Annotated in this window: 20 protein-coding genes; 4 read left to right on the top strand and 16 right to left on the bottom strand. The window is 65.6% G+C overall.

The features are described 5' to 3' along the window. The first annotated feature begins 229 nt into the window (after positions 1-229). Positions 230-592: a YbjQ family protein gene (locus R9B84_RS22835; protein ID WP_047902547.1), complete on the top strand. Its 363-nt coding sequence runs from the start codon at positions 230-232 to the stop codon at positions 590-592. Between the two features lie 6 nt (positions 593-598). Here R9B84_RS22835 and R9B84_RS22830 read toward each other — a convergent pair whose 3' ends face one another. The 3 genes from R9B84_RS22830 to R9B84_RS22820 form a co-directional block, all read right to left on the bottom strand. Continuing rightward, complete coding sequence (locus R9B84_RS22830) at positions 599-1,849, bottom strand: MFS transporter (RefSeq protein ID WP_423762368.1); 1,251 nt, start codon at positions 1,847-1,849, stop codon at positions 599-601. 362 nt (positions 1,850-2,211) lie between these two features. After that, positions 2,212-2,496, bottom strand: coding sequence for a cupin domain-containing protein (locus R9B84_RS22825; RefSeq protein WP_423762367.1), 285 nt, complete (start codon positions 2,494-2,496; stop codon positions 2,212-2,214). A gap of 105 nt (positions 2,497-2,601) precedes the next feature. After that, complete coding sequence (locus tag R9B84_RS22820; protein ID WP_423762366.1) at positions 2,602-3,429, bottom strand: SDR family NAD(P)-dependent oxidoreductase; 828 nt, start codon at positions 3,427-3,429, stop codon at positions 2,602-2,604. A gap of 99 nt (positions 3,430-3,528) precedes the next feature. Between R9B84_RS22820 and R9B84_RS22815 the strand changes: the two genes are divergently transcribed. Beyond that, entirely contained in the window at positions 3,529-3,903 is a 375-nt protein-coding gene (locus R9B84_RS22815) for a heavy metal-responsive transcriptional regulator (protein WP_423762365.1), read from the top strand. Between the two features lie 193 nt (positions 3,904-4,096). On the opposite strand, the gene R9B84_RS22810 is transcribed toward R9B84_RS22815, so the two are convergent. The 3 genes from R9B84_RS22810 to betC form a co-directional block, all read right to left on the bottom strand. After that, positions 4,097-5,236, bottom strand: coding sequence for a porin (locus R9B84_RS22810; RefSeq protein ID WP_423762364.1), 1,140 nt, complete (start codon positions 5,234-5,236; stop codon positions 4,097-4,099). A 257-nt stretch (positions 5,237-5,493) separates the two neighbouring features. Beyond that, positions 5,494-6,459 carry a choline ABC transporter substrate-binding protein gene (choX, locus tag R9B84_RS22805; RefSeq protein WP_423762363.1) on the bottom strand — a complete coding sequence of 322 codons (966 nt, stop codon included), beginning with the start codon at positions 6,457-6,459 and terminating at the stop codon, positions 5,494-5,496. Positions 6,460-6,504: 45 nt separating this feature from the next. Continuing rightward, positions 6,505-8,055, bottom strand: coding sequence for a choline-sulfatase (betC, locus tag R9B84_RS22800; protein ID WP_423762362.1), 1,551 nt, complete (start codon positions 8,053-8,055; stop codon positions 6,505-6,507). A gap of 405 nt (positions 8,056-8,460) precedes the next feature. Between betC and R9B84_RS22795 the strand changes: the two genes are divergently transcribed. Together R9B84_RS22795 and purU are read left to right on the top strand one after the other, a co-directional pair. Beyond that, a complete protein-coding gene (locus R9B84_RS22795; protein WP_423762361.1) occupies positions 8,461-9,366 on the top strand; it encodes a choline sulfate utilization transcriptional regulator in 906 nt (301 codons plus the stop codon). 165 nt (positions 9,367-9,531) lie between these two features. Then, on the top strand, positions 9,532-10,407 hold the full coding sequence (gene purU, locus R9B84_RS22790) for a formyltetrahydrofolate deformylase (protein ID WP_423762360.1): 876 nt from the start codon (positions 9,532-9,534) through the stop codon (positions 10,405-10,407). A 158-nt stretch (positions 10,408-10,565) separates the two neighbouring features. Here purU and R9B84_RS22785 read toward each other — a convergent pair whose 3' ends face one another. The 10 genes from R9B84_RS22785 to R9B84_RS22740 all read right to left on the bottom strand — a co-directional run bounded on the left by R9B84_RS22785 (position 10,566) and on the right by R9B84_RS22740 (position 23,571). Then, a complete protein-coding gene (locus R9B84_RS22785) occupies positions 10,566-12,221 on the bottom strand; it encodes an APC family permease (RefSeq protein WP_423762359.1) in 1,656 nt (551 codons plus the stop codon). Positions 12,222-12,434: 213 nt separating this feature from the next. Next, positions 12,435-13,298 (bottom strand): glycine betaine ABC transporter substrate-binding protein, encoded by an 864-nt coding sequence (locus R9B84_RS22780; protein WP_423762358.1) that lies wholly within the window; start codon positions 13,296-13,298, stop codon positions 12,435-12,437. Between the two features lie 133 nt (positions 13,299-13,431). Beyond that, on the bottom strand, positions 13,432-14,580 hold the full coding sequence (locus tag R9B84_RS22775; RefSeq protein WP_423762357.1) for an FAD-binding oxidoreductase: 1,149 nt from the start codon (positions 14,578-14,580) through the stop codon (positions 13,432-13,434). A 33-nt stretch (positions 14,581-14,613) separates the two neighbouring features. After that, positions 14,614-15,855: an aromatic ring-hydroxylating oxygenase subunit alpha gene (locus tag R9B84_RS22770; RefSeq protein WP_423762356.1), complete on the bottom strand. Its 1,242-nt coding sequence runs from the start codon at positions 15,853-15,855 to the stop codon at positions 14,614-14,616. 52 nt (positions 15,856-15,907) lie between these two features. Beyond that, the gene (locus R9B84_RS22765) at positions 15,908-16,693 is read right to left on the bottom strand and encodes an electron transfer flavoprotein subunit beta/FixA family protein (RefSeq protein ID WP_423762355.1); all 786 of its coding nucleotides are present in this window, start codon (positions 16,691-16,693) and stop codon (positions 15,908-15,910) included. Continuing rightward, a complete protein-coding gene (locus tag R9B84_RS22760) occupies positions 16,690-17,856 on the bottom strand; it encodes an electron transfer flavoprotein subunit alpha/FixB family protein (protein WP_423762354.1) in 1,167 nt (388 codons plus the stop codon). The genes R9B84_RS22765 and R9B84_RS22760 overlap by 4 nt, the downstream gene beginning before the upstream one ends. Before the next feature lie 8 nt (positions 17,857-17,864). Then, entirely contained in the window at positions 17,865-19,790 is a 1,926-nt protein-coding gene (locus tag R9B84_RS22755; protein WP_423762353.1) for a (Fe-S)-binding protein, read from the bottom strand. A gap of 2 nt (positions 19,791-19,792) precedes the next feature. Beyond that, complete coding sequence (locus R9B84_RS22750) at positions 19,793-21,856, bottom strand: FAD-dependent oxidoreductase (protein WP_423762352.1); 2,064 nt, start codon at positions 21,854-21,856, stop codon at positions 19,793-19,795. A 68-nt stretch (positions 21,857-21,924) separates the two neighbouring features. Then, the gene (locus R9B84_RS22745; RefSeq protein ID WP_006488993.1) at positions 21,925-22,458 is read right to left on the bottom strand and encodes a DUF5943 domain-containing protein; all 534 of its coding nucleotides are present in this window, start codon (positions 22,456-22,458) and stop codon (positions 21,925-21,927) included. A gap of 141 nt (positions 22,459-22,599) precedes the next feature. Next, on the bottom strand, positions 22,600-23,571 hold the full coding sequence (locus tag R9B84_RS22740; RefSeq protein ID WP_423762351.1) for a dipeptidase: 972 nt from the start codon (positions 23,569-23,571) through the stop codon (positions 22,600-22,602). Between the last annotated feature and the right edge of the window lie 35 nt (positions 23,572-23,606).

The raw sequence follows: 23,606 nt of genomic DNA, 5'->3' as shown, positions 1-23,606 counted from the left end.
CGGAAATGACGGAAGCGTGTGCTCGCGGTCCGCACACGCTTCCTCCCGGACGACTTTGATCGGACCATCTCGTCCAGCGTCCCGCAGAGACGCATGCCCAAAGCCAGCGCGACCGCCACGGGGGCTTCACGGCGCGACACGTGCCGCGCGATTGACTCGGTCGAACCGGACGCACGCGCCCATCCGGATAGAATCGTCACTCGACCACTCCGCTATACGCTTCCCTGCCATGACCGACACTACCCGCTCCGTCGACGATCTGTCGCCCGCCCGCGTCACGACCGCATTCGACCTGCCCGGCCATACGACCGTCCGCTCGCTCGGCGTCGCACAGGGCATCGTCGTGCGTTCGCGCTCGATCGTCGGCTCGTTCGGTGCATCGCTTCAAACAATCTTCGGCGGCAACATCACGCTCTATACGTCGCTGTGCGAAAAAGCACGCCAGCAGGCATTCGACAAGATGCTCGCCGATGCGCGCAAGCTCGGCGCGAACGCGGTCGTCGCGATGCGCTACGACTCGACCGAGATCGGGTCGGGCGTCACGGAAGTGATCTGCTACGGCACGGCCGTGCGCGTGACGCAGGACGCGTGACGCGCGTCACACGTCGCGCTCGAGCGACCTCATGTTGGTGAGCTGAGGAAACAACCGCATCCACGCGAGCGCGACGGCAATCGTCGCGGCACCGCCGACGACGATCGCCGTCGGCGCGCCCCACCATGCGGCCGTCACGCCCGATTCGAATTCGCCGAGCTGGTTCGACGTGCCGATGAACAGCGAATTGACCGCGCTCACGCGCCCGAGCATGTCGTCGGGTGTACGAAGCTGCACGAGCGACAGGCGCACCACGACGCTGACCACATCCGATGCGCCAAGCGCGGCCAGCGCCACGAGCGACAGCGCGAAGTGCCGCGACAACCCGAACACGATCGTCGCGATGCCGAACGCGATCACGCCGCCGAACATCGCTCGGCCCGGCCGCCCTTTCAGTGGGAAACGCGTGAGCCACAGCGTGCCCGCGAGCGCGCCGACCGCGGGCGCCGCGCGCAATGCGCCGAGCCCCCACGGGCCGACCTGCAGGATGTCGCGCGCGTAGATCGGCAGCAGCGCGGTGGCGCCGCCGAACAACACCGCGAACAGGTCGAGCGACAGCGCGCCGAGGATCGCCGGTTCGCGCCGGATGAACGCGATCCCCGAGAACACCGAGCGCAGCGTGACCGGCTCGCGTGCAGGCGGCGCGCTGCGCAGCGGAATCGTGCCGCTCAGCACCGCCGCGATCGCGAATGCCACGACGCTCGTGCCGAACGCGACGGGCGCACCGACACCGTAAAGCAGCCCGCCGAACGCGGGACCGAGGATCTGCGCGGCCTGGTTCGCGGACGTCGACAGCGCGGTCGCGCGCGGCAAGTCGGTGCGCGGCACGACGGCCGGCAGCAGCGACGAAACCGACGGCGACTCGAACGCGCGGGCCGTGCCGACGATCGCCGCGAGCGCATATACGGCCGGCGCGGTCAGCCACCCTTGCGCGGCGCCGAGCAGGAACACGCCGGCGGCCAGCGCCTCGACGCCCTGGCAGATCGTCGCGATGCGCCGGCGGTCGTAGCGGTCGGCCACCTGCCCGACGACGAGCGTCAGCGCGAACATCGGCACGAACTGCGCGAGACCGACCAGGCCGAGTGCGAACGCGCTGTGCGTGAGCGCGTACACGTACCAGCCGATCGCGACCGACAGGATCTGGAAAGCCAGGGACGACATCACGCGTGTGCCCCAGAAGCGCTGGAACGGGGCGTGACGGAACAGGTTCGCGGGTAACGGGGAGGAAGGAGCGGGTTCGGGTAAAGGGGCGGTCATCGGAGTCTCGGCGATCGGCGGCGCGTGACGCAACCGCTCAACGAGCGGCTACCTGCGCATGTGCGTGCTTGCGCAACGACTTGCCCATCGCGACGCGATATCGGTCCCCGGTCGTGGAGACGGTCGGCTGGACAGCGCAGACGCGGCCAGACCGCGATGATATGTCAACCACGACAAACCGGCCGTTCGATCGGCCGAGGCAGGAGCGCACGACACCGGCGCACCCGTCCCGCACCGCAAAGAAAGTTCGTCGTGGATTTCCGGGGAACGCGGGGCAGACTGTCGGAGATCGGCCACAAGCCGTCAGTCGGCTGGGCCGCTTCGAAGCGGCCGTTCGTCCGTGCTTCCTCTCAAGCGCTGCCTTAGCGAATCTCCACCTCGATGAATACCACCTCGCGGTCCGTCTCGTTGACGACGTTATGCTCCACCCCCTTCAACCCAGCGTAACTTTGCCCTGCGCGCAGTTGCGACTCCCGGTTGCCTTGCGCTGTCTCGAGGAGAAGTTGGCCGTCCGTTTGCGGCACCACGACATAGTCATGCCCGTGAACATGCCAGCCGGTCTCGGCGCCGGGTGCAAATCGCCACTCGGTAACGATCACGCGTTCATTGGATACCTGCTGCGTTGGAACTGCCTGCGGACGATCCATCAGTGTTTCCTCAGCGAAGTGGACAACGAGGTTGGTCGGGTTATCCGCCGAAGATGATCTGCGGATCGCAACGTCGAGAGACTACCATGTGGAAACAGCGCAACCCTACGCGTTGAGATCGGTTGTCGCGCGATACTGAACTTCTCTTGGGCGAAGGATTTTTTCAACGAGCCGAGCCGACATCTGGCGGCTCAGTAGTCTCTGCAAGTTCGCAAGCAGTCGATTTCGCACCCCCACAACCCGATAGCTCAGATTGCGATCGAGCGCCCACAAGGCATCCTGCACCACGTTCGAGACCGGCATCGGCACGCCGACTGCAGCCTCCTTCGCGCCAACAACGTCGAAAAAGGCCGTTTGCGTTGCGCCTGGACATAGCGCGACGACCCGGATGCCCCGATGCCGGTTCTCTGCCCAGACAGCTTCCGAAAACGACAGGAGAAAGGCCTTCGTCGCGCCGTAGACGGCCATATACGGATCAGGCTGGAATGCCGCGGTTGACGCGACGTTGATGACTGCGCCATCGGATCGCGCTTGCATCCCCGGCAACAGAAGATGAGTCAGCTCGATCGCGGCGATGCAGTTCACCAGAACTTCATCGCGCTGGCGTGTCGACGGAATCGTTTCAAAGCGCCCGTACGCTGCGAAGCCCGCATTGTTGATCAGCACATCGACGGACATGCCGGTCCCCTTCAGATGACGATCGATCGTGTCGACGGCGTCGGCCGCGCTCAGGTCGACCGTCAGAAAATCGGCGTCGCACGCATAGTCGCGTCGCAGTTCTGCGGCCAGATCGCGCAGCTTGTCGTGAGAGCGTGCGACCAGCAGGAGTCTCGCACCTCGTTTGGCCAACGCATAGGCAAACGCGCGCCCGATGCCCGACGATGCACCCGTGACGAGTGCTGTTTTTCCGCCAAAATCAAACGATTTGCTCATGGCCTGCTGATGGAGTGGAACGGGAGTTGCACTCTAAACCGTTGACTATAGGCAACGGTCAAGCGTAAATGACGCTCCACGACATTGATTGGAGGCATCATGCGCATCGGCGAGCTATGCAAGCGGGCGGGTGTATCGCGCGACACCGTCCGTTACTACGAGCGTATGGGTCTGCTGGACAAAGCAACACAACCTAACGTGACGAACACTTACAAGCACTATTCCGAACTTTCGTTACAGCGGATACGGCTGATCGTTCACGCGAAGGCGTTGGGCTTCACGCTGGCGGAAATTGGCGACGTTGTCCATGTATGGGAAAGTCCGACGTTCGGCGTTGAGCAAAAGGTCGCGTGCCTGCAAGCAAAGCTCGCCGAACTCGATGCAAAGAGTCTCGCGTTGATCACGCTGCGAACAGGGTTGCTGAATGCGCTGGCCAAAGTTGGCGGCGATTGTGTCGAAGAAGAAATCGCGTGATGAGTCGCGACCGTGCATGTGTCGTGCTGCATCGAACAGGAACGTCAATGGCCGCTTTGATCGCGCGCGAGCGTCCGTTCGGGGTCGGACAGCGACACCCCGGCAATCCGCGAACAAACAAAAAAAAGCGCGAACGGGAGTTCGCGCCAAAGAGAGATCTCGCTGAGGACGTTGCTGCCCTACACCACCCCGCTCAGAACGAATGCCGCATCCCGATCCGCACGTCGGCCTGCGTCTGCGTCGTCGACGGCGTGAAGCTGTAGCCGACCACCGCATCGACGCCTTGCGACGCGCGCAGGTAATCGCCGGAGATATACACGTCGGTGCGCTTCGACAGCAGGTAATGCAGGCCCGCCGTGCCCTGGTTCCAGTGATGGCCTTCGAAGCGCGTGTGCTGGTAGCCCGCGATCAGGCTCAGCGCCGGCGTGAACTGGTACAAGCCGCCGCCTTCATACACCTGCATGTGCGACGACTGGCCGAAACCCTTGATCGTCGTGTACGAGAAGTTGGCGTCGAGCGTCAGCTTGCCGATCGTGTAGCTGGAGCCGATGCCGAACGTGCCCTGGCTGTCGACGTCCATCGCCGTGTTCGCGAACAGGTCGGTGCGCGCGCCGGTCGCCGGATCGACGGTGACGGTCTGCTGGCCGAGGAACGTGTGCGTGCCGATCATCGCGTACGGGTCGAACGCGTAGATGCCGTTCGGGTTGTTCAGGCGCGTGTACGCGGCGCCGATCGAGAAGTCGCCCTTCGTGAAGCTCGCGCCCGCGCTCCATGCGCTGTTGCGATGGAAGTTGCCGGCGACGTTGCCGAACGAGTACATCGCGCCGAACTTGAAGCCGCTGAGGTCGCTCGACAGGAATTTCACCGAATTCGGCAGGCGGTCGCCGTTGAAGCGGTCGAAGTCGCCCTGGTGGATCGCATAACCGCTGCCCCACGCCGAGATGTTGTAGATCGAGACAAGTTCGTTCGTGATGTCGAGCTGGTTGCCGAACGACAGCGTGCCCCAGTCGTTCTGCAGGCCGACATACGCTTGCCGGCCAAACTCGGCGCCACCGAAGCCGAGTTGCCCGTTACTGAGGTGGAAGCCGCTCTCGAGGGTGAACACGGCCTTCAGGCCGCCGCCCAGGTCTTCCGTGCCCTTCAAGCCGAAGCGGTTCCCGTATGAGACGCCGTCGTCGAACTTGACCACGTGCGAGCCACCGGTGTTGTTCACATACGTGATGCCCGCGTCGAGAATCCCGTACAGCGTCACGCTGCTTTGCGCGTGCCCGATGGCGGGAATACAGGCCGCGCATGCAAGCGCGGCGGCTACGGCGACTTTCGTGTGCTTCATTATCGACCACCCTCCCTGAACCGTTCGTTGGAAAGAATCTCGTCCCGGCGCGTGCCGCGATACGCCGGCGGATTCGAATTCAATTCGCCCGCTGGCTTCGGCATTTCGTTTTTCGCAATAACGCAGCCATTGGCGAAAAATACAAACCCATATTTCCGGTCACCCGTCTGAAGGCGACACCAAATGGTCACGATGCGACTGGTCGGGAAAACACGTAGACGGGCGGCACGGCAAAAACCGGCCGCCCGGAGGCAGGGTCAGCGGCCGTCGAGGGCCGCGCGCACGGCCGGCAGGCCCGGTGCGCCGGCGGCCGTCGTCACGCCTTCCAGCCAGCCGGCGACCAGCGCCGGGTCGACCTTCAGCGCATGCTGCGCCGCGAGCGCGGGCGACGTTTTGTTGTCGAGCATGTCGGCGATCATCCGGTTCTCGACGTCGACGGAGAACGTCATCTGCCGGAACAGCCGCGCAAGGTTCGCGCACTGGCCGGCGAACCCGGCGCGCGTGACGGTGTTGACCGTCGCGCCGCCGTAGTTCGGGCCGAAATACGCATCGCCGCCCGACAGGTAGGTCAGATGGAACTTCGTGTTCATCAGATGCGGCTCCCACGCCAGAAACACGATCCAGCGCTTGTCGCGCACCGCGCGCTCGACCTGCGTGAGCATGCCCGTCTCGCTCGATTCGACGAGCGACCAGTTGGCCGTGCCGAGCGCGTGATCGGACAGCATCCGCTTGATGTTCTGGTTCGCCGGCGCGCCGGGCTCGATCCCGTAGATCTTGCCGCCGAAGCGGTCCGCGTAGCGCGCAAGATCGGCGAACGTATGCACGCCCGCCGCCGCGACATAGTCGGGCACCGCGAGCGTGAACTTCGCGCCGCTCAGGTTCGCGTGCAGCACGTCGATCGATTTTTCATCGACGAACGGCTTCACGAGCGGCGCCTGCGCGGGCATCCAGTTGCCGAGGAACACGTCGACCTGCCCTTTCTTGAGCCCCTGGTACGTGATCGGCACCGACAGGTTCGCCACGTCCTGCCGGTAGCCGAGCGCCTTCAGCACGACGCCCGCCATTGCGTTCGTCGCGTCGATGTCGGTCCAGCCGGGCGCCGCCATCTTCACGTCGCTGCACGTCTGCGGGTCGGCCGCGTGCGCGCCCTGCGCCACCATCAGGCAGGCCGCCGCGGCGAGCGCCGCGCCGATCCGGATTGCTGCATTGCATTGCCGTTCCATCGCCAGCTTCCTCCGTCGTTCGTTTATGTTCGCGTTGCGGGACGCTCAGCGCCCGACACGCGGAAAACGCGCCATCGCCTCGAGCGTGTCGAGTTCGATGTGATTGCGCATGTAACGCTGGCTCGCGTCGGTGAACGGCTGCCAGTCCCACGCGTGGATGCGGCCCTGCGTCGTCGCCGCGTAATGGAAGCGCCGGCGCCGCTGGCTCGCGCGCACCTGCCGGTCGAGTTCGGGCAGGTTCCAGCGCTGCGCGGCTTCAACGCGAAACGCCGCGAGCACGTCGGCGGCTTCAGGCAGGCCGGCGAGGTTCGTCAGTTCGCGCGGATCGTCGGCGAGGTTGTAGAGCTGGTCGGGATCGGCCGGGCAATGCACGTACTTCCAGTCGCCGCGGCGGATCATCACGACCGGCGCGACCGCGCCTTCCGCGAGGTATTCGCCGAGCGCGACATCGTGCGCGGGCATGCCGTGCAGGTGCGGCACGAGGCTTGCGCCGTCGACGGGGTCCGGCCATCCGGGGGCCGGCCAGCCGCCGGCCGGTGCGGCGCCGGCCAGGTCGACGAGCGTCGGCAGCAGGTCGACATGCGACACCGGCCCGCGCACGCGCGCGGCGCCGAAACGGCCCGGCGCATGGACGATCAGCGGCACGCGGCAGCCGCCTTCGAAGAACGTCATCTTGTACCAGAGCCCGCGCTCGCCGAGCATGTCGCCGTGGTCGGACGTGACGATCACGATCGTGTCGTCGGCGAACCCGCACTGCTCGAGCGCGGCGAGCACGCTGCCGAACTGCGTGTCGACGTAGGACGTCGCGCCGTAGTACGCGCGGCGTGCGGCGCGAATCTGCGCGTCGGTCGGCGGCGTGCGGTCGTTCTCGCAGACGAAGCGCAGCCGCTGCGAATGCGGGTCGCTGTCCGCCGCATCGAGCCGCACGGCCGGCATGTCGATCTCGTCGTCGCGATACAGATCCCAGTATTCGCGCGTGATCGCATACGGGTCGTGCGGATGGGTCAGCGACACGACCATGCAGAACGGCCGCGCATCGTGCCCGGCCGCGCGTTCGCGCGCGACGTCGTACAGCTTCTGCTTCGCGGCGAACGTGACTTCGTCGTCGAAATCGAGCTGGTTCGTGCGCACGCACGGGCCCGCGTCGAGCACCGAACTCATGTTGTGATACCAGCTCGGCCGCTCCGTCGGGCTGTCCCAGTCGGGCACCCAGCCGAAATCGGCCGGATAAATGTCGGTCGTGAGCCGCTCCTCGAACCCGTGCAACTGGTCGGGCCCGCAGAAATGCATCTTGCCGGACAGCATCGTCCGGTAGCCGCCCGCGCGCAGGTAGTGCGCGAACGTCAGCGTTTGCGCCGGCAATTCGGCGGCGTTATCGTAGGCGCCGATCCCCGACGGCAGCTTGCCGGTCAGCAGCGAGAAACGCGACGGCGCGCACAGCGGGCTCGCGCAATACGCGGCGTCGAACACCACGCCTTGCGCGGCAAGCCGGTCGAGCGTCGGCGTGCGCGCGACGCGGTTGCCGTACGCCGGCAGCGCGAACGGCGTGAGCTGGTCGGCCATCAGGATCAGGATGTTGGGTGTCGGGTTCGTCATCGGCGATCGTGGGGAAAACGGTGTTCGAATGGAACGGTGCGCCGCTCGGGCGGCGAGTTGTCCGGCATGACGGATGCGGTCCGCAGAAAGTGCCGCGCGTGCCCGCCGCGACTGGTTCGTGTAGTGTTCGGTGCTAAGCGGTGCTTATGGGCCTGCGGATTCGCGTTCGTGGCAAGGTGCAAACCGCAGCGATGCCCAGTGTGGCATCGCGAGGATTTGCAACACCGCCACGGGCGCGAAGGCGCGGCTCATAAGTGCCGATTAGCGCCGAACACTGCACTCAAATCGCGGAAAGGCCTGGTGCGGCGGCCGTGAAGCGCGTGTGCCGTACCGTCCGATGCACTATCGCCCGCCCGAATTCGGGCGGGTAGGCGTCCTGCCCTTATGGGGCCATTAGAAGGACTTATGTCGAAATCCGAACCGTTACCGTCGATGCAGGCGCTGCGCGCATTCGAATCGGCTGCCCGGCTCGCGAGCTTCACGGCCGCCGCACGCGAGCTCGGCTCGACGCAGCCGGCCGTGAGCCAGCAGGTGTTCCAGCTCGAGGCCGAGCTGGGCGTGCCGCTGTTCGAGCGCAGCCCGCGCGGCGTCACGCTGACGGCCGACGGGCAGTGCCTGTACGAAGCCGTGCGGCTGAGCCTCGACACGCTGCGCGGCGCCACCGCGACGCTGCGCGCGCGCCGCGAGCACGGCGCGCTCACGATCGTCACCGACTTCGGCTTCGCGACCTACTGGCTGATGCCGCGCCTCGCGGGCCTGAAGCGCGTGATGCCGGATGTCGACGTGCGCGTCGTCACGTCACAGGATTACGACGCGCAGCGCGACCACGGCGACATTGCGATCCTGTTCGGCGACGGCCACTGGCCGTCGTGCACGGCCGCGCGGCTCTTTCCGGAATCCGTCACGCCCGTGTGCTCGCCCGCGTTTCGCGACGCGCATCCGCACGTCGCGCGGGCCGACCACCTGCTCGCGCTGCCGCTGCTGCACGTGCAGCCGACGCGCCCCGAGCGCTGGCTGTCGTGGTCCGGCTGGTTCGACGCGCACGGCCTCGACACGACGGCCGCCGCGCGCGGCGTGACCTTCAACAGCTATGCGCTCGTGATCCACGCGGCGCTGCTCGGCGAAGGCGTCGCGCTCGGCTGGTCGCCGCTCGTCGACGAGCTCGTCGCGTCCGGGCAGCTCGTGAAGCTCATCGACGCGCCCGTCGTCACGTCGCGCGGCTACTTCCTGGTGCGGCCGCCGCAGCGGCCCGAGCCGGACGCGACCCACGTGTTCCGGCGCTGGCTGCTCGACGCGTGCGCGAGCGCCTGACCGGCCCGCCCCCGCGCGCTGGCGCGCCGATACCAGCCACACGGCGCGTTGGTTCTATCCTCCCCAAAATCGTCCTGATTTACTTGAGTCTCCCGCAACCCGCGCGGCGCGGCGCTTTCGTGCGCTGCCGCACGGCCATGCGCCCCATGCCAACCGAGGAGTCTCATGAACGCCGAGCACCGCCCCGATCAATTCGTCCTGACGCTGTCGTGCGCGAGCGCGGCCGGCCAGGTCGCCGCCGTCGTCGGCTTTCTCGATCGCCATCGCTGTTATGTCGATGCGCTGAACGTGTTCGACGACGATCTCAGCAACCGCTTCTTCGTGCGCTGCGTCTTTCATCCGACGGATGAAACGCTGCAGATCGACGCGCTGCGCCAGGAGTTCGCGCCGATCGCGGCCGGCCTCGGCGGCGACATGCAATGGGCGATCCACGACGTGAACGCGCGGCCGAAGGTCCTGATCATGGTGTCGAAGCTCGAGCACTGCCTCGCGGACCTGCTGTTCCGCTGGCGGATGGGCGAACTGAAGATGGACATCGTCGGCATCGTGTCGAACCACCCCGATTTCGAGCCGATGGCCGCGCAGCACGGGCTGCCGTTCCGGCACTTCCCGATCACGGCCGATACGAAGGCGCAGCAGGAAGCGCAGTGGCTCGACTTCTTCGAATCGAGCGGCGCCGAGCTCGTGATCCTCGCGCGCTACATGCAGGTGCTGTCGCAGGAGACGAGTGCGAAGCTCGCGAATCGCGCGATCAACATTCATCACTCGTTCCTGCCCGGGTTCAAGGGCGCGAAGCCGTATCACCAGGCGCATGCGCGCGGCGTGAAGCTGATCGGCGCGACTGCGCACTTCGTCACCGACGATCTCGACGAAGGCCCGATCATCGAACAGGTCGTCGAGCGTGTGGATCACGCGCTGCGTCCCGAGCAGCTGCTCGCGGTGGGGCGCGATGTCGAAAGCATCACGCTTGCGCGCGCGGTGAAGGCGTTCATCGAGCGGCGGGTGTTTTTGAACGGGGATCGGACGGTGGTGTTTTCGTAGGCGGGCGGCGCGCTCGTTCGAACGCGAAGAACACGAAAAAAGGCCCGACGGGTGAACCGTCGGGCCTTTTTGCTATCTCGTTGCATCTGACGCTTCGCGTGACGGCCCCGTGTGCGGATTCCGCGGCCATCGCGCGCAGCGATGCACGCATTACCTCGTCACTTCACCCATGCAAGGTAATACGACAACCAGATCGTCAGCCCCGCGCCGATCAGCGCCGCGTAAGGCATCAGATTCAGCCACATCGCGCGCTTCGGCACTTCGAGCTCCATGTCGCGCTGCATCTGCTCCGGGAACCGGCCACGGTCCTGCCAGTAGTGGCGATACAGGAACACCGGCACGATCAACAACATCGCGATCAAGCCGTTGCGCAGCGTACCTTCGCCCTGCAGGTTCGCGCCCGCGCCAACATACACGAGGTTCGCGTACCCGCAGATCGCACCGCCGACGAGCAGCCATGTCGGGCAACGGAACGGCCGATCCCAGTTGCCGCGATCCATCCGGTGGATCCAGCCCGACTGAAGATTCAGGAATACGAACAACATGTAGCAGACGTTCGAGATCGACAGCACCGTCATGTAGTCCGACATCATCAACAACACGAGGTTGAAGCCGAGATCGGTCCACATCGCACGCGTCGGCGAGCCGTGCTCGTTCACGTGCGACAGGTACTTCGGCAGCCAGCCGTCGACCGATGCCTGGTACAGCGTGCGCGACGAGCCCATCATCGACGTCATCACGATCAGCAGGATCGACAGCATCAGCATCACGACGACCGCATTCGCAACCCACGCGCCGCCGCCGACGATCTTCGCCATCGCGGCCGCAACGCCGGTGCCGTCGCCGATCGCCGGATCGAGCATCGCCTGCGTGCCGAGCGCGCCCTGGAACGCCAGCGGCACGAGCGTCATCACGACGAGACACAGCGCGCCCGACCAGAAGATCGCCTTCGCGGTGTCGCGGCGCGGATCGCGGAATTCGCGCGTGTAGCAGACGGCCGTCTCGAAGCCGTACGACGCCCAGCCTGCCATGAACATCGCACCGAGCGCCATCGTCACACCCTGCCCGTTCCACGAACCAAAGGTGGCGGCCGTGACGTTGCCTTGCGCGTCGTGACCGAGCGGCAGCAGCGGGAGCAGGTTCGACATCGGCACGTCGCCGGTGACGAACGGCACAATGCCGACGATCAGAAGCGGCGTGAGCGATGCAATGCCGAGAATGCGCTGCGTGCGTGCAGCCTTCGATGCGCCGCTGTGCTGAAGCTTGAACGTGATGAGAAGCAGGATCGTCGCGATGATGAACGTCGCGTTGATCCGCAGGGACAGACCTGGCTTGATGAACCCGAGATCCGCAACCTTGAGCTGCCAGTGCAGCACCGCCGCGTCGGCGGGAAAGAGACTCGTGAGCGCGTAGCTCGCCGCGAGGCCGCAGCCGAGTGCAAGCATCGGCGACCACGCGAGCCAGTTGCACCACACGGAAACCGGGGCAATCAGCTTGCTGTAACGGACCCAGCCGATCGCGCCATATACGGACGCGCCACCCGATTTATGAGGAAATAGCCCCGATATTTCCGCATAAGTCGCGCTTTGGATCAGCCCCATCGTGATCGCGGCGATCCAGATCGCCCACGCGGGCTGGCCGATCGTCACGCATACACCGCCGATCGTGAACAGCACGCCTGCCGGCACGCCGCTCGTTACCCAGAATGCGTCTTTCCAAGTCAGGCCACGATGCAGCGTGTGGCCCGTCGAATCATGTGAGATGGTTGCCTCGACATCACTGGTGCTGTTCGCACGCAGTCCTGCTTGACTCATCCAATTCCTCCTCTCGATCAGAGTTAGCGCTTCAGCGCTTACTCTGGTCCGATGCAAAGCAGATGACTCCGCACAAGGACCGTAGTGTAGCAATTTACGGTCTTTCTTGCAGAATCAGAAAAAAAGGCCGGGGTATGGCCGCATAGAAACCCAATTACTTCGGAATCCTGCAAACCATCCCCGACCGCTTGTTTTAGTCTTTCCTGCTGCGAATTACTGCGCGCCTTCCGTCCACGCATTCACACGGTCGCCATGCGCCGCAATCCACGCGTCGGCGGCCGCTTCCGGCTTCGAACCGTTCTGGATCGCCAGCATCACGCTGTCGATTTCGCCCGGCTTCCACTGGAATTTCTTCAGGAACGCGACGACCGGTTTCGCTTTCGCTTCGAGGCCCGGATTCGCGACGCTGTCAACGTGCTCCGCGCCGCCGAACACCTTCTTCGGATCCTCGAGGAAGCGCAGCTTCCACTTCGCGAACATCCAGTGCGGCGCCCAGCCCGTCACGATGACCGGCTTGTTCGCGTTGACCGAGCGCGCGAGTTCGGCCGTCATCGCACTGCCCGAACTCGGCATCAGCGAATAGTTGAGACCATAGTTCTTGATCGCCTCGTCGGTCTTGCGCATCACGCCAGCACCCGCGTCGATCCCGACGATGCGGCCGCCGAAGTCGGCCTTCTCCGCGTTCAGGTCGTCGATGCTTTTCGCCTTCACGTACGCGGGCACGATCAGACCGATCTTCGCATCGTTGAAGTTCGCGCCGAGATCAACCACCTTGGTCTTGTACTGATCCCAGTACGAACCGTGCGTGACCGGCAGCCACGCGGACAGCGTCGCGTCGAGGTCGCCGCGCGCGACGCCCTGCCACATCACGCCGGCCGCGACCGGCACGAGTTGCACCTGGTAGCCAAGCTTCTTCTCGATGATGCGCGCGGCGACGTTCGTCGTCGCGACGCTATCGTCCCAGCCTTCGACGTAGCCGAGCTTCAGTGTCGGCTTGGTATCGGCAAGCGCCGATGCGCTCAGTGCCACCATCGCCGACAGTGCGCCGGTCCACAACAGTTTTCCGAACAACTTCATGGTCGATCTCCTTGATATGCGCCAGCGCGCGTTGCCTCTCTAGGTTCTTCAACCACAAATCCGCGGTATCGTTGTTTTCCGACGGATGCTTGTCCGGGCGCGACGCGTCCGGACAGCCGATGGCGCGATTTGACTACTTGTCGATCACGAGATCGGACAGCGGCTTGCTGCAGCACAGCAGCACCATCCCCTGGTCGATCTCGCGCTGGCGGATACCGCCGTTGTGTTTCATCTCGACCTGCCCCGACACGAGCTTCACCTTGCAGGTGCCGCACATGCCCTGCGTGCACGAGGCCGGCAGCCGCACGCCCGACTGGCGTGCCGCGTCGAGCACGTGCTGCTCCGAGCCGCACGCGATCTCGCGATTGCTCTTCGCGAAGCTGACCGTGTACTGCTTCGTCCCGGCGTCGCCGCCTTCGGCCGGCGGCTCGAGATCGGCGAGCAGCTCGTCGCTCGCGGTCTGCGCGAGCGTTTCGAACGAGAAGCTCTCCTCGTGATACTGCTTGCGATCGAACCCGGCTTCGTCGAGCAGATCGCGCACGGCCTTCATGTACGGCGCGGGGCCGCACGTGAAGATTTCGCGTTCCATGAAATCCGGCGCGATCAGCTTCAGCAGCGGCAGCGTCAGGAAACCCGTGACGCCCGGCCAGTTCGTGCGCGCGCCCAGGCGCTCGACGACGAACGACGTGCGGAAATTCGTGTGATTCGACGCGATCAGGTCGAGCTCGCGCGCGAAGATGATGTCGTCCGGCGTACGCGCGCTGTGCACGAACAGGATGTCGCGATCTTCCGCGAGATCATGGTGCGCGCGGCTCATCGACATCAGCGGCGTGACGCCCGAGCCGGCCGACAGGAACAGGTACTTGCGCGCCGGATGCCGCGCGCACGTGAATTCGCCGGCCGGGCCGAGCACGCGTACCGATGCACCCGGCTGCAGGTTGTCGTGCAGCCAGTTCGACACCTTGCCGCCCGGCACGCGCTTGACGGTGATCGACACCGTATGCGGCCGCGCCGGCGACGACGAGATCGTGTAGCAGCGGTTGATCGTTTCGCCGTCGATGTCGAGCTCGAGCGTAAGGAACTGCCCGGGTTCGAACGAGAACGAACGGCCCTGCGGCGAACGGAAGAAGAAACTCTTCACGTCGTGCGTTTCCTGCCGCACCTGGCAGCACACCAGCGTTTCCTCGACGTCGCTTGTCCAGCGCTCGGGAAGCGCGTTCCAGAACGCCGGGCGCGTCACCCGGCTGTCCGTCGGCTCGAAATTGGCCGCATCTCGCATCATGTCTTGCTCCGCTTGTCCGCTGCTATGTACTGACTATTCGCCGGTTTTTTCGGCGAGCCGGCCGATGTACCAGGCCGAGAATTTTTCGACGAGACCTTCCGTGTACGGCGAATACGGACCCGGCTCGTACGCGCTGCTGGTCGCGCCGCGCTGCGAGAATTCGACGAGCGCGCGATCCTGGTCGTTGGTCGCGTTCCACACGGCCGTGAGGTTCTTCACGTCGTAGTCGACGCCTTCCTTCGCATCCTTGTGCACGAGCCACTTCGTGCGCACCAGCGTCTTGCCGGCCGACAGCGGGATCACCGAGAACGTCACGATGTGATCGCTCATGAAGTGGTGCCACGAGTTCGGCTGCGTCCAGAACGACAGCCCGCCGAGATCGGCCTTGTCGAATCCACCCAGCAGCTTCTTCGACGCGACCTTCGCATCGAGCGTCTGCGATTCGCCGTGGCGATCGAGCGGCAGGCGCTGCGTACGGAAGCCCGTCACATCGTGCAGCTTTTCGATCTCGGCGGATGGCAGGCCCATCTCGGCCCACTCCTTCCCGCGCCGGATGCACGTCTCCGCGAACGCGTCCATGCCCTCGGCGTTGGCGTCGGAACGCTGGTAGCCGAAACCGTATTCGTACAGCGAGATCGTCAGCTCCGGATGGTTCGCGACGCAGTGATAGCACTCGCGGTTGTTCTCCATCGTGAGCTTCCAGTTGCCTTCCTCGATGATGTCGATCTGCGCGGCGATCTTCGTGCTCGGCAGGTCGTGCGGCAGCAGGTACGGCTCCATCTCCGCGCGCATCGTCGCGAAGTCGACCGGCGGCTCGTCGGCGAGGCAGATGAAGATCAGGCCCGCGAGGTTCTCGACGTGCACCGACTTCAGGCTGTGCTTGCAGCGGTCGAACTTCTCGCCCATGTGCTCGGCGAACATCAGCTGGCCCGTCAGGTTGTAGGTCCAGCTGTGGTACGGACACACGATGTTGCCGACCGAGCCCTTGTCCTCGTTGCACAGGCGCGCGCCGCGGTGACGGCACACGTTGTGGAACGCGCGGATCGCCATGTCGTCGTCGCGCACGATCAGGATCGAATCGCTCCCCAACTCCACGGTCACGTAGTCGCCCGGCTCGGGAATGTCCGGCTCGACCGCCACCTGGATCCAGTGCTGGCGAAAAATCGCCTCCATGTCGAGCGCGAAAATGTCCTCGCTCGTGTAGAACGGTGCGTCGAGGCTGTGCCCTTCCTTGCGCCGCTCGATCAATGCACGAATGTCTGCCGATACTTTCATCGTTTGCTCCGGATTCCTTGCATCCCTGGGTTCTTGCCGACAGGCATCAAAATCAGTAGTCGATGAGCTGATGCTCGCGCAAATACGCGAGGATCACTTGTGCTTTTTCGACCGAACTCCCTTCATTTACGACGTTGCCGCCACGGCTTTCGGTCGTCGTCGCGGACAGCATCCGGGCATGCCCGGAGCGCTTCTCGGCGGCGACCAGTTTTACGGGTTTACGCTCGACCGGACCGACCGTCCACGCGGCCGCGTCGGCGTCCGCACCGGGCGCCGCGAGCGCCGGCCGGATCGCACCGGCACGCAGCCGCGCATACGCGTAGCGCGGCTCGGCATTGGCGAGCGGATGGACGGCGACGACGGCCGGCAGCACCGCATCGACGCGCCGCCGCAGCCCCTTCGGCAAGAATTGCCGGACGGCCGCGCGACCGTCTTCGATCGTCACGTCGACGGCCGAGCCGACGAGCGGATAACCGAGCGCGGCGGCGACGCGATACGGCAGCATCCCGGTGTCGTACGCGCCCTCGGCGCGCGTGCCGGTCAGCACGAGGTCGTAGCCTTCGATGCGCGCGGCGAGCGCGTGCACGGCGTCGGCGTCGTCGCGGCAGGCCAGCACCTCGACCTCCCGCGCGCCGAGCGCCAGATATTCGGCAAGCGCCGCATTCGCGGGGTCGCCTGCATGGATCACGTCGAGCTGCGCGCGATGCCGTTCCGCGAGCTGGCGGCCGGTTTCGAGCGCGGCCGCATCGTTGCGGCTGTAGCGTGCGACGCCGCTGACCGGGTGCCGGCCGACGGACACGAGCACCGCGATGCGTTGCAACTGGCGAGGGGCGTTCATGCGGCGACTCCTTCCGGTTCACGGTTGCCGACCGCGGCCGGCGATTGTCCGCGCGCGACCCGCGCGGCCTGCACCTGTTCGATCAGCGCGGCGATCGTCGCCTGCGCATCGCCGACTACCGTCAGGTTCGCGCGCTTCGCGATCGGCGCGCTGCCGTCGAGGTTCACCGCGATCACGTGGCGGCAGTCCTTGATCCCCTGCAGGTGCTGCACCGCGCCCGAGATGCCGAACGCGATATACACGCTCGCCTCGACCGTCTTGCCGGTCGCGCCGACCTGCTTGTCGCGCGTGAAGTGGCCGTTGTCGACCGCGACGCGGCTCGCGCCGATCGCCGCGCCGAATGCGCCGGCCAGCCGCTCGAACGCGCCGATGTCGGACACGCCGTTGCCGGCCGACACGATGAAGTCGGCTTCCTCGAGCGCGACCCGCGCCGCATCGATTTCCTCGAGGCCCAGATCGCGATACGGCTGCGCGGCGTCATGGGCCGGGCGGATGAAGTCGGCGGCCAGGCGTTCGCCCGCGCCGACGAACGGCAGCTTTGCGTCGACCGCGTTCTGCGCGAGCAGGATCACATCGGGCAGCGCGCGCGTCGCGAACGCGCGGCCGGCCTGCGCATACGCGCCGACATGCTTCGCGTCGATCTCGACGACGTTGGTCGCGACGCTCGCGCCGGCAGCCGCCGCGTAACGCCGGCCGAGATCGCCGTCGCCCGTTGCGTTGTCGGGCACGAACACGTGTTTCGGTGCGAGTGCTGCGACACACGCCTGCAATGCCTGCAATTCGCTTTCAGGATCGAATGCGCGGCGATCGAAGCCGCCGAGTTCAACCAGCTTGTCGACGCCGAGTTCGGCCACGTCGTCCTTCAGTTCGCCGAATGCGAGCAGCGCGACTTCGGTCTGGGCATCGGCGAGCAGCGCGGCGGCGGCGATCGCCTGCCGCGCATGATCGTCGAGCGCGCCGCGTTCGCCGTGCGCGACCACCAGCATCACGTGCTTCGGCTCCTGCACCGCGCGGCGCGGCTTCGCGGCAGCCGCGTGGCCGTGCGCGGACCAGTGCGCGGCGCTCGCGTCGGCGCTGCCTTCCTCGCCGAGCGTGATGCGCTTCAGGCCCGCGGCCGTGATGATGAACGGCCGGCGCGGATCGATTCGTTTGATCGTATTCATCGATTCACTCACTCCAGCGACGCAGCAACGAGTTCGGCCACGTCGAGCACGTCGGGGCGCGGGCCCACGACGCCTTCGAGCATCGCCGTGCAGTTCGGGCACGCAACCGCGACCACGTCCGCGCCGATCGTGCGTGCATCGGCGATGCGGATGTCCGGAATGCGCTGCTTGCCGGGGATGTCGGTCAGCGGCGCACCGCCGCCACCGCCGCAGCAGCGGCCACGCATGCCGTTGCGCTCCATCTCGACGACCTGGATGCCGATCGTCTTCAGCAGCTTGCGCGGTGCTTCCGTCTCGCCGTTGTAGCGGCCGAGATAACACGGGTCGTGATAGGTCGTGCGCTTATCCTGCAGCGCTTCGACGGCCTTCGGCGCGATCTTGCCGCTGTCGGCCAGTTCGGCCAGATAGGTCGTGTGGTGCTTGACCGTCACGCGCAGCCCGAGCGCACGGTATTCGTTGCGCAGGCTGTGCATCACGTGCGGGTCGGCCGTCACGATCTGCTGGTACGACAGCGTGCCGAGCGTGCCGATCAGGCGCTTCGCCATCTGCTGGAATGTCGCCTCGTCGCCGAGCCGGCGCGCGACGTCGCCCGTATCGGTCTCGGTCGAACCGAGCACCGCGTAGTCGACGCCCGCCTTGTTCAGCACCTTGACGAACGCGCGCAGCGTGCGCTGGTAGCGCATGTCGAACGCGCCTTCACCCGCGACGAACAGTACGTCGACCGGCTTGCCCGGCTGCGCGACGGGCGCGCTCAGGTCGACCGACCAGTCGTAGCGCGCGGCCGTGTCGTAGCCGCCCATCGTGCCGGTCTCGCGCAGGTTCGCGAGCACTTCCTGACCCTTGCCCGGCACCGAGCCGTGCACGAGCGTGCGGTTGCGGCGCATGTCGACGATCGCGTCGACGTGCTCGATCAGCATCGGGCATTCCTGCACGCACGCGCGGCAGGTCGTGCACGACCACAGCGTCTGTTCCTCGATCAGGCCCGACACGATCGGGCCATTCGGCTCGCCGCGATGCTGGCCGACCGCGATGCCCGGTGACGGGCTGCCCGCGTACGCCGCATCGGTGCCGCCGGCCATCCCGACCACGAGATCCTGGATCAGCTTCTTCGGGTTCAGCGGCTGACCCGACGCGAACGCGGGGCACGCGGCTTCGCACTTGCCGCACTGCACGCACGCGTCGAAGCTCAGCAACTGGTTCCAGCGGAATTCGACCGGCTTCGCGACGCCGTACTCCTGATGCTCGATGTCCGGCAGCTTCAGTGCGGTCGGCGGCGTGGCCGTGCCGTTGCCGGTGAACGATTCACGCGTGGCCGCGAAGCGCTCCTGGCGCGGGTGGAATGCAAGGTGCAGCAGGCCGGCGATCGCATGCTTCATCGGGCCGCCCTTCGCGGCGCCGACCGTCATCGTGAATGCGCCGATGCCGATCAGCAGCGCGCAGAGCACCGCGAACGCACCCGACATCGCGCCGGTCGGCACCAGCATGAACAGCACGAGGCCGAGCGCGAACGAACCGAGCAGCCAGGGCAGCGTATTCCACGGGCCGCGCGACAGACGGGCGGGCACGTCCTTCGCCGCGCGCCGGCGCCACACGAACACCGCGCCGACCAGCATCGCGAGCGCCGCGAGGAAGATCAGCTTGTCGAGCCACGGCGAGTAGATCGCGAGGCCGTAGTTGACGAACACCAGCGCGAGCGCGCCGATCGCGCCGCCGGCGGTCGCGACGTGGGTCTTCGCGATGTACGGATCGCGGGCGACCACATGGTGCAGGTCGACGAAATAACGCTTCGGAATCGCGAACAGGTTCGCGACGCCGAACGAGCCGGGCGCCGTGGCCCGGCCGAGACGCCAGTAAGACGAGCGCTTCGCGACCGCGAACGCGAGCCCCGCCACCGACAGCCACAACAGTGCGGTAATGAGGAGGGACGGATTCATCTTCAGAAATCCTTCACGAGACGCAGCGAGTCGTAGATCGCGCCGTGGACGTTGTGCATCGAGATGCAGTCGCCGACACGGAACAGCAGGAAACGGCCGTTGCCGAGTTCTTCCGACAGGCACGGCTGCGGCTCGGCCGCAAACAGCGTGTGCGGATCGATCTGGCCGCGGTTCAGCGATTCCGGCTTGAGCTTCCAGTACAGCTCGTCGTTCGGCGACGAACCGTTCTCGATCACCACCTGGTCGACCGCGCGCTCTTCCAGTTCTTCCGTGTATTCGTTGCGCAGCACGGCGATCTTCTTGCCGTCTTCTTCATAGACGCGGTCGAGCATGGTGTTCGGCGTCGGGATCACGCCGAGCGCGTACAGGCGGCGATAGAAGATCGGGAACGTCGTGCCGCCGCAATCGTCGGCCACCTTCACGTCCGGCGTGACGACCTCGACCTTCGAGCCGCGGCTCGCCATGAAGTCGGCCACGCCCGCGCCTGCATGGGTGCTCACGCCGTCGAACAGCAGCACGTTCTGCTTCGGCTCGACCTTGCCGGTCAGGATGTCCCACGAGCTGACGGCCAGGCCTTCGGCCACGCCCCAGCCCGGCACCTGCCACGTAAAGCTCGAACCGCCCGTCGCGAGCACGACGATGTCCGGCTTCTCGGCCATGATCATCTTCTCGTCGGCGGCGACGCCGAGGCGGCGGTCGACGCCCAGGCGCTTGGTTTCCATGTCGAACCAGCGGATGATCCCCGACATCTGTTCGCGCTGCGGCGCCTTCGCGGCGATCATCACCTGACCGCCCACTTCCGTATTCTTCTCGAACAGCACGACGTCGTGGCCGCGCAGCTTCGCGACGCGCGCCGCCTCGAGGCCCGCCGGGCCCGCGCCCACCACCACCACCTTGCGCTTCGGGCCGCGCGATTTCTCGACGATGTGCGGCATCGTCGCTTCGCGCGACGTCGCGGCGTTTTGAATGCAGAGCACGTCGAGGCCGTTGTACTGGCGGTCGATGCAGTAGTTCGCGCCGACGCACTGCTTGATTTCATCCTCGCGGCCGTCGCGGATCTTGATCACCATGTGCGGATCGGCGATCTGCGCGCGCGTCATGCCGACCAGGTCGATCATGCCGGTGGCGAGCAGGCGCTCGGCCTGGCCCGCATCGCGGATGCTCTGCGCGTGCATCACCGGAATCTTCACCACCGACTTGATGCCGGCCGCGAGGTGCACGAACGGCTCCGGCGGCAATGCCATCGGCGGCATGCAGTTGGCGATCGTGTTGTGCGTATCGCCGCCCGAACCGACCACGCTCAGGTAGTCGATCAGGCCCGTCTCCGACATCGCCTGCGCGATTTCCTTCAGCGCTTCGTGATCGAGGCCGTCCTCGTGGAATTCGTCGCCGCACATCCGCAGGCCGACGCAGAAATCCTTGCCGACCGCCTCGCGCACCGCCGTCAGTACCTCGATGCCGAAGCGCAGGCGGTTCTCCAGGCTGCCGCCCCATTCGTCGGTGCGGTGGTTCGAACGCTTGCTCCAGAACTGGTCGATCAGGTGCTGGTGAGCGGCCGAGATCTCGATGCCGTCCATGCCGGCGGCCTTCACGCGCTTCGCGGCCGCCGCGAAATCGCCGATGATGCGGCGGATTTCCTCGATCTCGATGATCTTCGCGTTGCCGCGGTGCACCGGCTCGCGCACGCCCGACGGCGACATCAGGTGCGGCCAGTGCTCGCCGTGGAACGACGAGCGGCGGCCCATGTGCGTCGCCTGGATCATGATCTTCGCGCCGTGCTTGTGCATCGTGTCGGCGAGACGCGTGAGCGGATCGATGATCTTGTCGGTCGACAGGTTCACCGATTTCCACCAGCCCTGCGGGCTGTCGATCGACACCGGGCTCGACCCGCCGCAGATCGCGAGGCCGACGCCGCCCTTCGCCTTTTCTTCGTAGTAGCGGATATAACGGTCGCCCGGCAGGCCGCCCGGCTCGGCATACACCTCCGCGTGCGCGGTGCTGACGATCCGGTTGCGCAGCGTCAGCTGGTTCAGCTGCATGGGTTTGAACAGGTGGGGATAACGCATCGCTGGCGACCTCTGGCGTTCGAATGTCTCGTGTTGCGGGTGTTGTTGTGTAGCGGTGGATCAGTGCATCAGTGCGCGATCGGCGACACTTCGAAGACGCAGTGGTCGTGATGCTCGGCCGCGCACTGCACTTCCTTCGATTGCGCACGCGGCGCGCCCTTGCCTTCCGGCGTCGTGTCGTTGACCCAGTCCATCGCACCGGCGAACCAGCCGGCGAACATGTAGCAGAGCTTGCCTTCCTTGCCCGGCTGCTGGAGCACGAACGACGAGTGGCGCAGCTCGATCTTCGCGCGCGCGCTGGCCGGATCGGCCTCGATGATCGAGAACAGGCCCCAGCCGCGCTGCGACAGGCGCTTCAGGTAGTGCTCGAACACGGCCATGCCGGTCAGGCCGTGCAGCTTCGCTTCCTTGTCGCACCAGTGGTACGCGGACTTGTAGCCGGCCTTGTAGAGGATCTCGGCATACGCTTCGACGCCGAGCGCTTCCTCGACGGCGACGTGGTTGTTCGTGAAGAAGTGGCGCGGCACGTACAGCATCGGCAGCGCGTCGGTGGTCCAGACGCCGGTATCGGGATCGACGTTGATCGGCAGTTGCGGTTGCATCGTGGTGACTCCGTGAGGAAATTGGCCGCGCGTCTCGGCGCGCAGGCACGACATCGTCCGCGTGCCCGCGCGGCTTGCACGGGCACGTCCCGATATTTTTCTAGTGTTGAATCTCTGGAAGCGGTTCGGCCGGCGTAGCGCTTACGCGCCCCACACGTCCTTGAACACACGCACCCAGTTCTCGCCCATGATCTTGCGGATGCGCGACTCCTTCCAGCCGTGGCGTTCCATCGCCGCGGTCAGGTTCGGGAATTCGCCGATCGTGCGGATGCCGTCCGGGTTGATCACCTTGCCGAAGTTCGTCAGCTGGCGATAACGACCCTTGTCGTGCGTCAGCATGTCGAAGAATTCCTTTGCGAAATCCTGCGTGAAGTCCGTGCCGATGCCGACCGCGTCTTCGCCGATCAGGTTCACGACGTAGTCGATCGCCTCGATGTAATCGTCGATGTTCGCCTCGATCCCGCGCTTCAGGAACGGCGCGAACATCGTCACGCCGACGAAGCCGCCCGCATCGGCGATCTCCTTCAGTTGCGCATCGCTCTTGTTGCGCGGATGCTCCTTCAGGCCCGACGGCAGGCAGTGCGAATAGCACACCGGCTTCTTCGAGAACGCGATCGCTTCCGACGACGTGTTGCCGCCCACATGCGACAGGTCGACCATGATGCCGACGCGGTTCATCTCGGTGATCACTTCGCGGCCGAAATCCGACAGACCGCCGTCGCGCTCGTAGCAGCCGGTGCCGACCAGGTTCTGCGTGTTGTAGCAAAGCTGCACGACGCGCACGCCCATGTCGTGGAACGCCTCGATGTAGCCGAGGTTGTCCTCGAACGCGTGCGCGTTCTGGAAGCCCAGGATGACCCCGGTCTTGCCTTCCTTCTTCGCGCGGAAGATGTCGTCCGTCGTGCGCACCAGCGACAGCAGCTCGCCGTTGTCGCGGATCTTCTTCTTCATCACGCCGATGTTGTCGACGGTCTTGGTGAAGTTTTCCCACACCGACACCGTGCAGTTCGCGGCCGTGATGCCGCCCTTGCGCATGTCTTCGAACACCGGCTTCTCGAACTTCGAGATGTTCAGTCCGTCGATGATGATGCTGTCCTGATGCAGCGTGCTCATATCTGCCTCTCGCTTGAGTCTCTGGTCTTGTCGGT

The sequence above is a fragment of the Burkholderia sp. NLJ2 genome (genome assembly GCF_049487195.1).
In the GTDB taxonomy this organism is placed as follows: Bacteria; Pseudomonadota; Gammaproteobacteria; order Burkholderiales; family Burkholderiaceae; genus Burkholderia; species Burkholderia pyrrocinia.
The sequence above is the reverse complement of the archived record's forward strand: the minus strand, read 5'-3'. Positions and strand labels throughout refer to the sequence as shown.

Bases quoted from the DNA above. Each gene is read 5' to 3' on its own strand.
- R9B84_RS22745 (WP_006488993.1), bottom strand. From the start codon at position 22,458: ATGCAACCGCAACTGCCGATCAACGTCGATCCCGATACCGGCGTCTGG.
- R9B84_RS22810 (WP_423762364.1), bottom strand. From the start codon at position 5,236: ATGAAGCACACGAAAGTCGCCGTAGCCGCCGCGCTTGCATGCGCGGCC.
- R9B84_RS22750 (WP_423762352.1), bottom strand. From the start codon at position 21,856: ATGCGTTATCCCCACCTGTTCAAACCCATGCAGCTGAACCAGCTGACG.
- R9B84_RS22770 (WP_423762356.1), bottom strand. From the start codon at position 15,855: ATGAAAGTATCGGCAGACATTCGTGCATTGATCGAGCGGCGCAAGGAA.
- R9B84_RS22775 (WP_423762357.1), bottom strand. From the start codon at position 14,580: ATGATGCGAGATGCGGCCAATTTCGAGCCGACGGACAGCCGGGTGACG.
- R9B84_RS22785 (WP_423762359.1), bottom strand. From the start codon at position 12,221: ATGAGTCAAGCAGGACTGCGTGCGAACAGCACCAGTGATGTCGAGGCA.
- R9B84_RS22760 (WP_423762354.1), bottom strand. From the start codon at position 17,856: ATGAATACGATCAAACGAATCGATCCGCGCCGGCCGTTCATCATCACG.
- betC (WP_423762362.1), bottom strand. From the start codon at position 8,055: ATGACGAACCCGACACCCAACATCCTGATCCTGATGGCCGACCAGCTC.
- R9B84_RS22740 (WP_423762351.1), bottom strand. From the start codon at position 23,571: ATGAGCACGCTGCATCAGGACAGCATCATCATCGACGGACTGAACATC.
- R9B84_RS22795 (WP_423762361.1), top strand. From the start codon at position 8,461: ATGTCGAAATCCGAACCGTTACCGTCGATGCAGGCGCTGCGCGCATTC.
- R9B84_RS22835 (WP_047902547.1), top strand. From the start codon at position 230: ATGACCGACACTACCCGCTCCGTCGACGATCTGTCGCCCGCCCGCGTC.
- R9B84_RS22815 (WP_423762365.1), top strand. From the start codon at position 3,529: ATGCGCATCGGCGAGCTATGCAAGCGGGCGGGTGTATCGCGCGACACC.
- R9B84_RS22755 (WP_423762353.1), bottom strand. From the start codon at position 19,790: ATGAATCCGTCCCTCCTCATTACCGCACTGTTGTGGCTGTCGGTGGCG.
- R9B84_RS22820 (WP_423762366.1), bottom strand. From the start codon at position 3,429: ATGAGCAAATCGTTTGATTTTGGCGGAAAAACAGCACTCGTCACGGGT.
- R9B84_RS22780 (WP_423762358.1), bottom strand. From the start codon at position 13,298: ATGAAGTTGTTCGGAAAACTGTTGTGGACCGGCGCACTGTCGGCGATG.
- purU (WP_423762360.1), top strand. From the start codon at position 9,532: ATGAACGCCGAGCACCGCCCCGATCAATTCGTCCTGACGCTGTCGTGC.
- R9B84_RS22830 (WP_423762368.1), bottom strand. From the start codon at position 1,849: ATGACCGCCCCTTTACCCGAACCCGCTCCTTCCTCCCCGTTACCCGCG.
- R9B84_RS22825 (WP_423762367.1), bottom strand. From the start codon at position 2,496: ATGGATCGTCCGCAGGCAGTTCCAACGCAGCAGGTATCCAATGAACGC.
- R9B84_RS22765 (WP_423762355.1), bottom strand. From the start codon at position 16,693: ATGAACGCCCCTCGCCAGTTGCAACGCATCGCGGTGCTCGTGTCCGTC.
- choX (WP_423762363.1), bottom strand. From the start codon at position 6,459: ATGGAACGGCAATGCAATGCAGCAATCCGGATCGGCGCGGCGCTCGCC.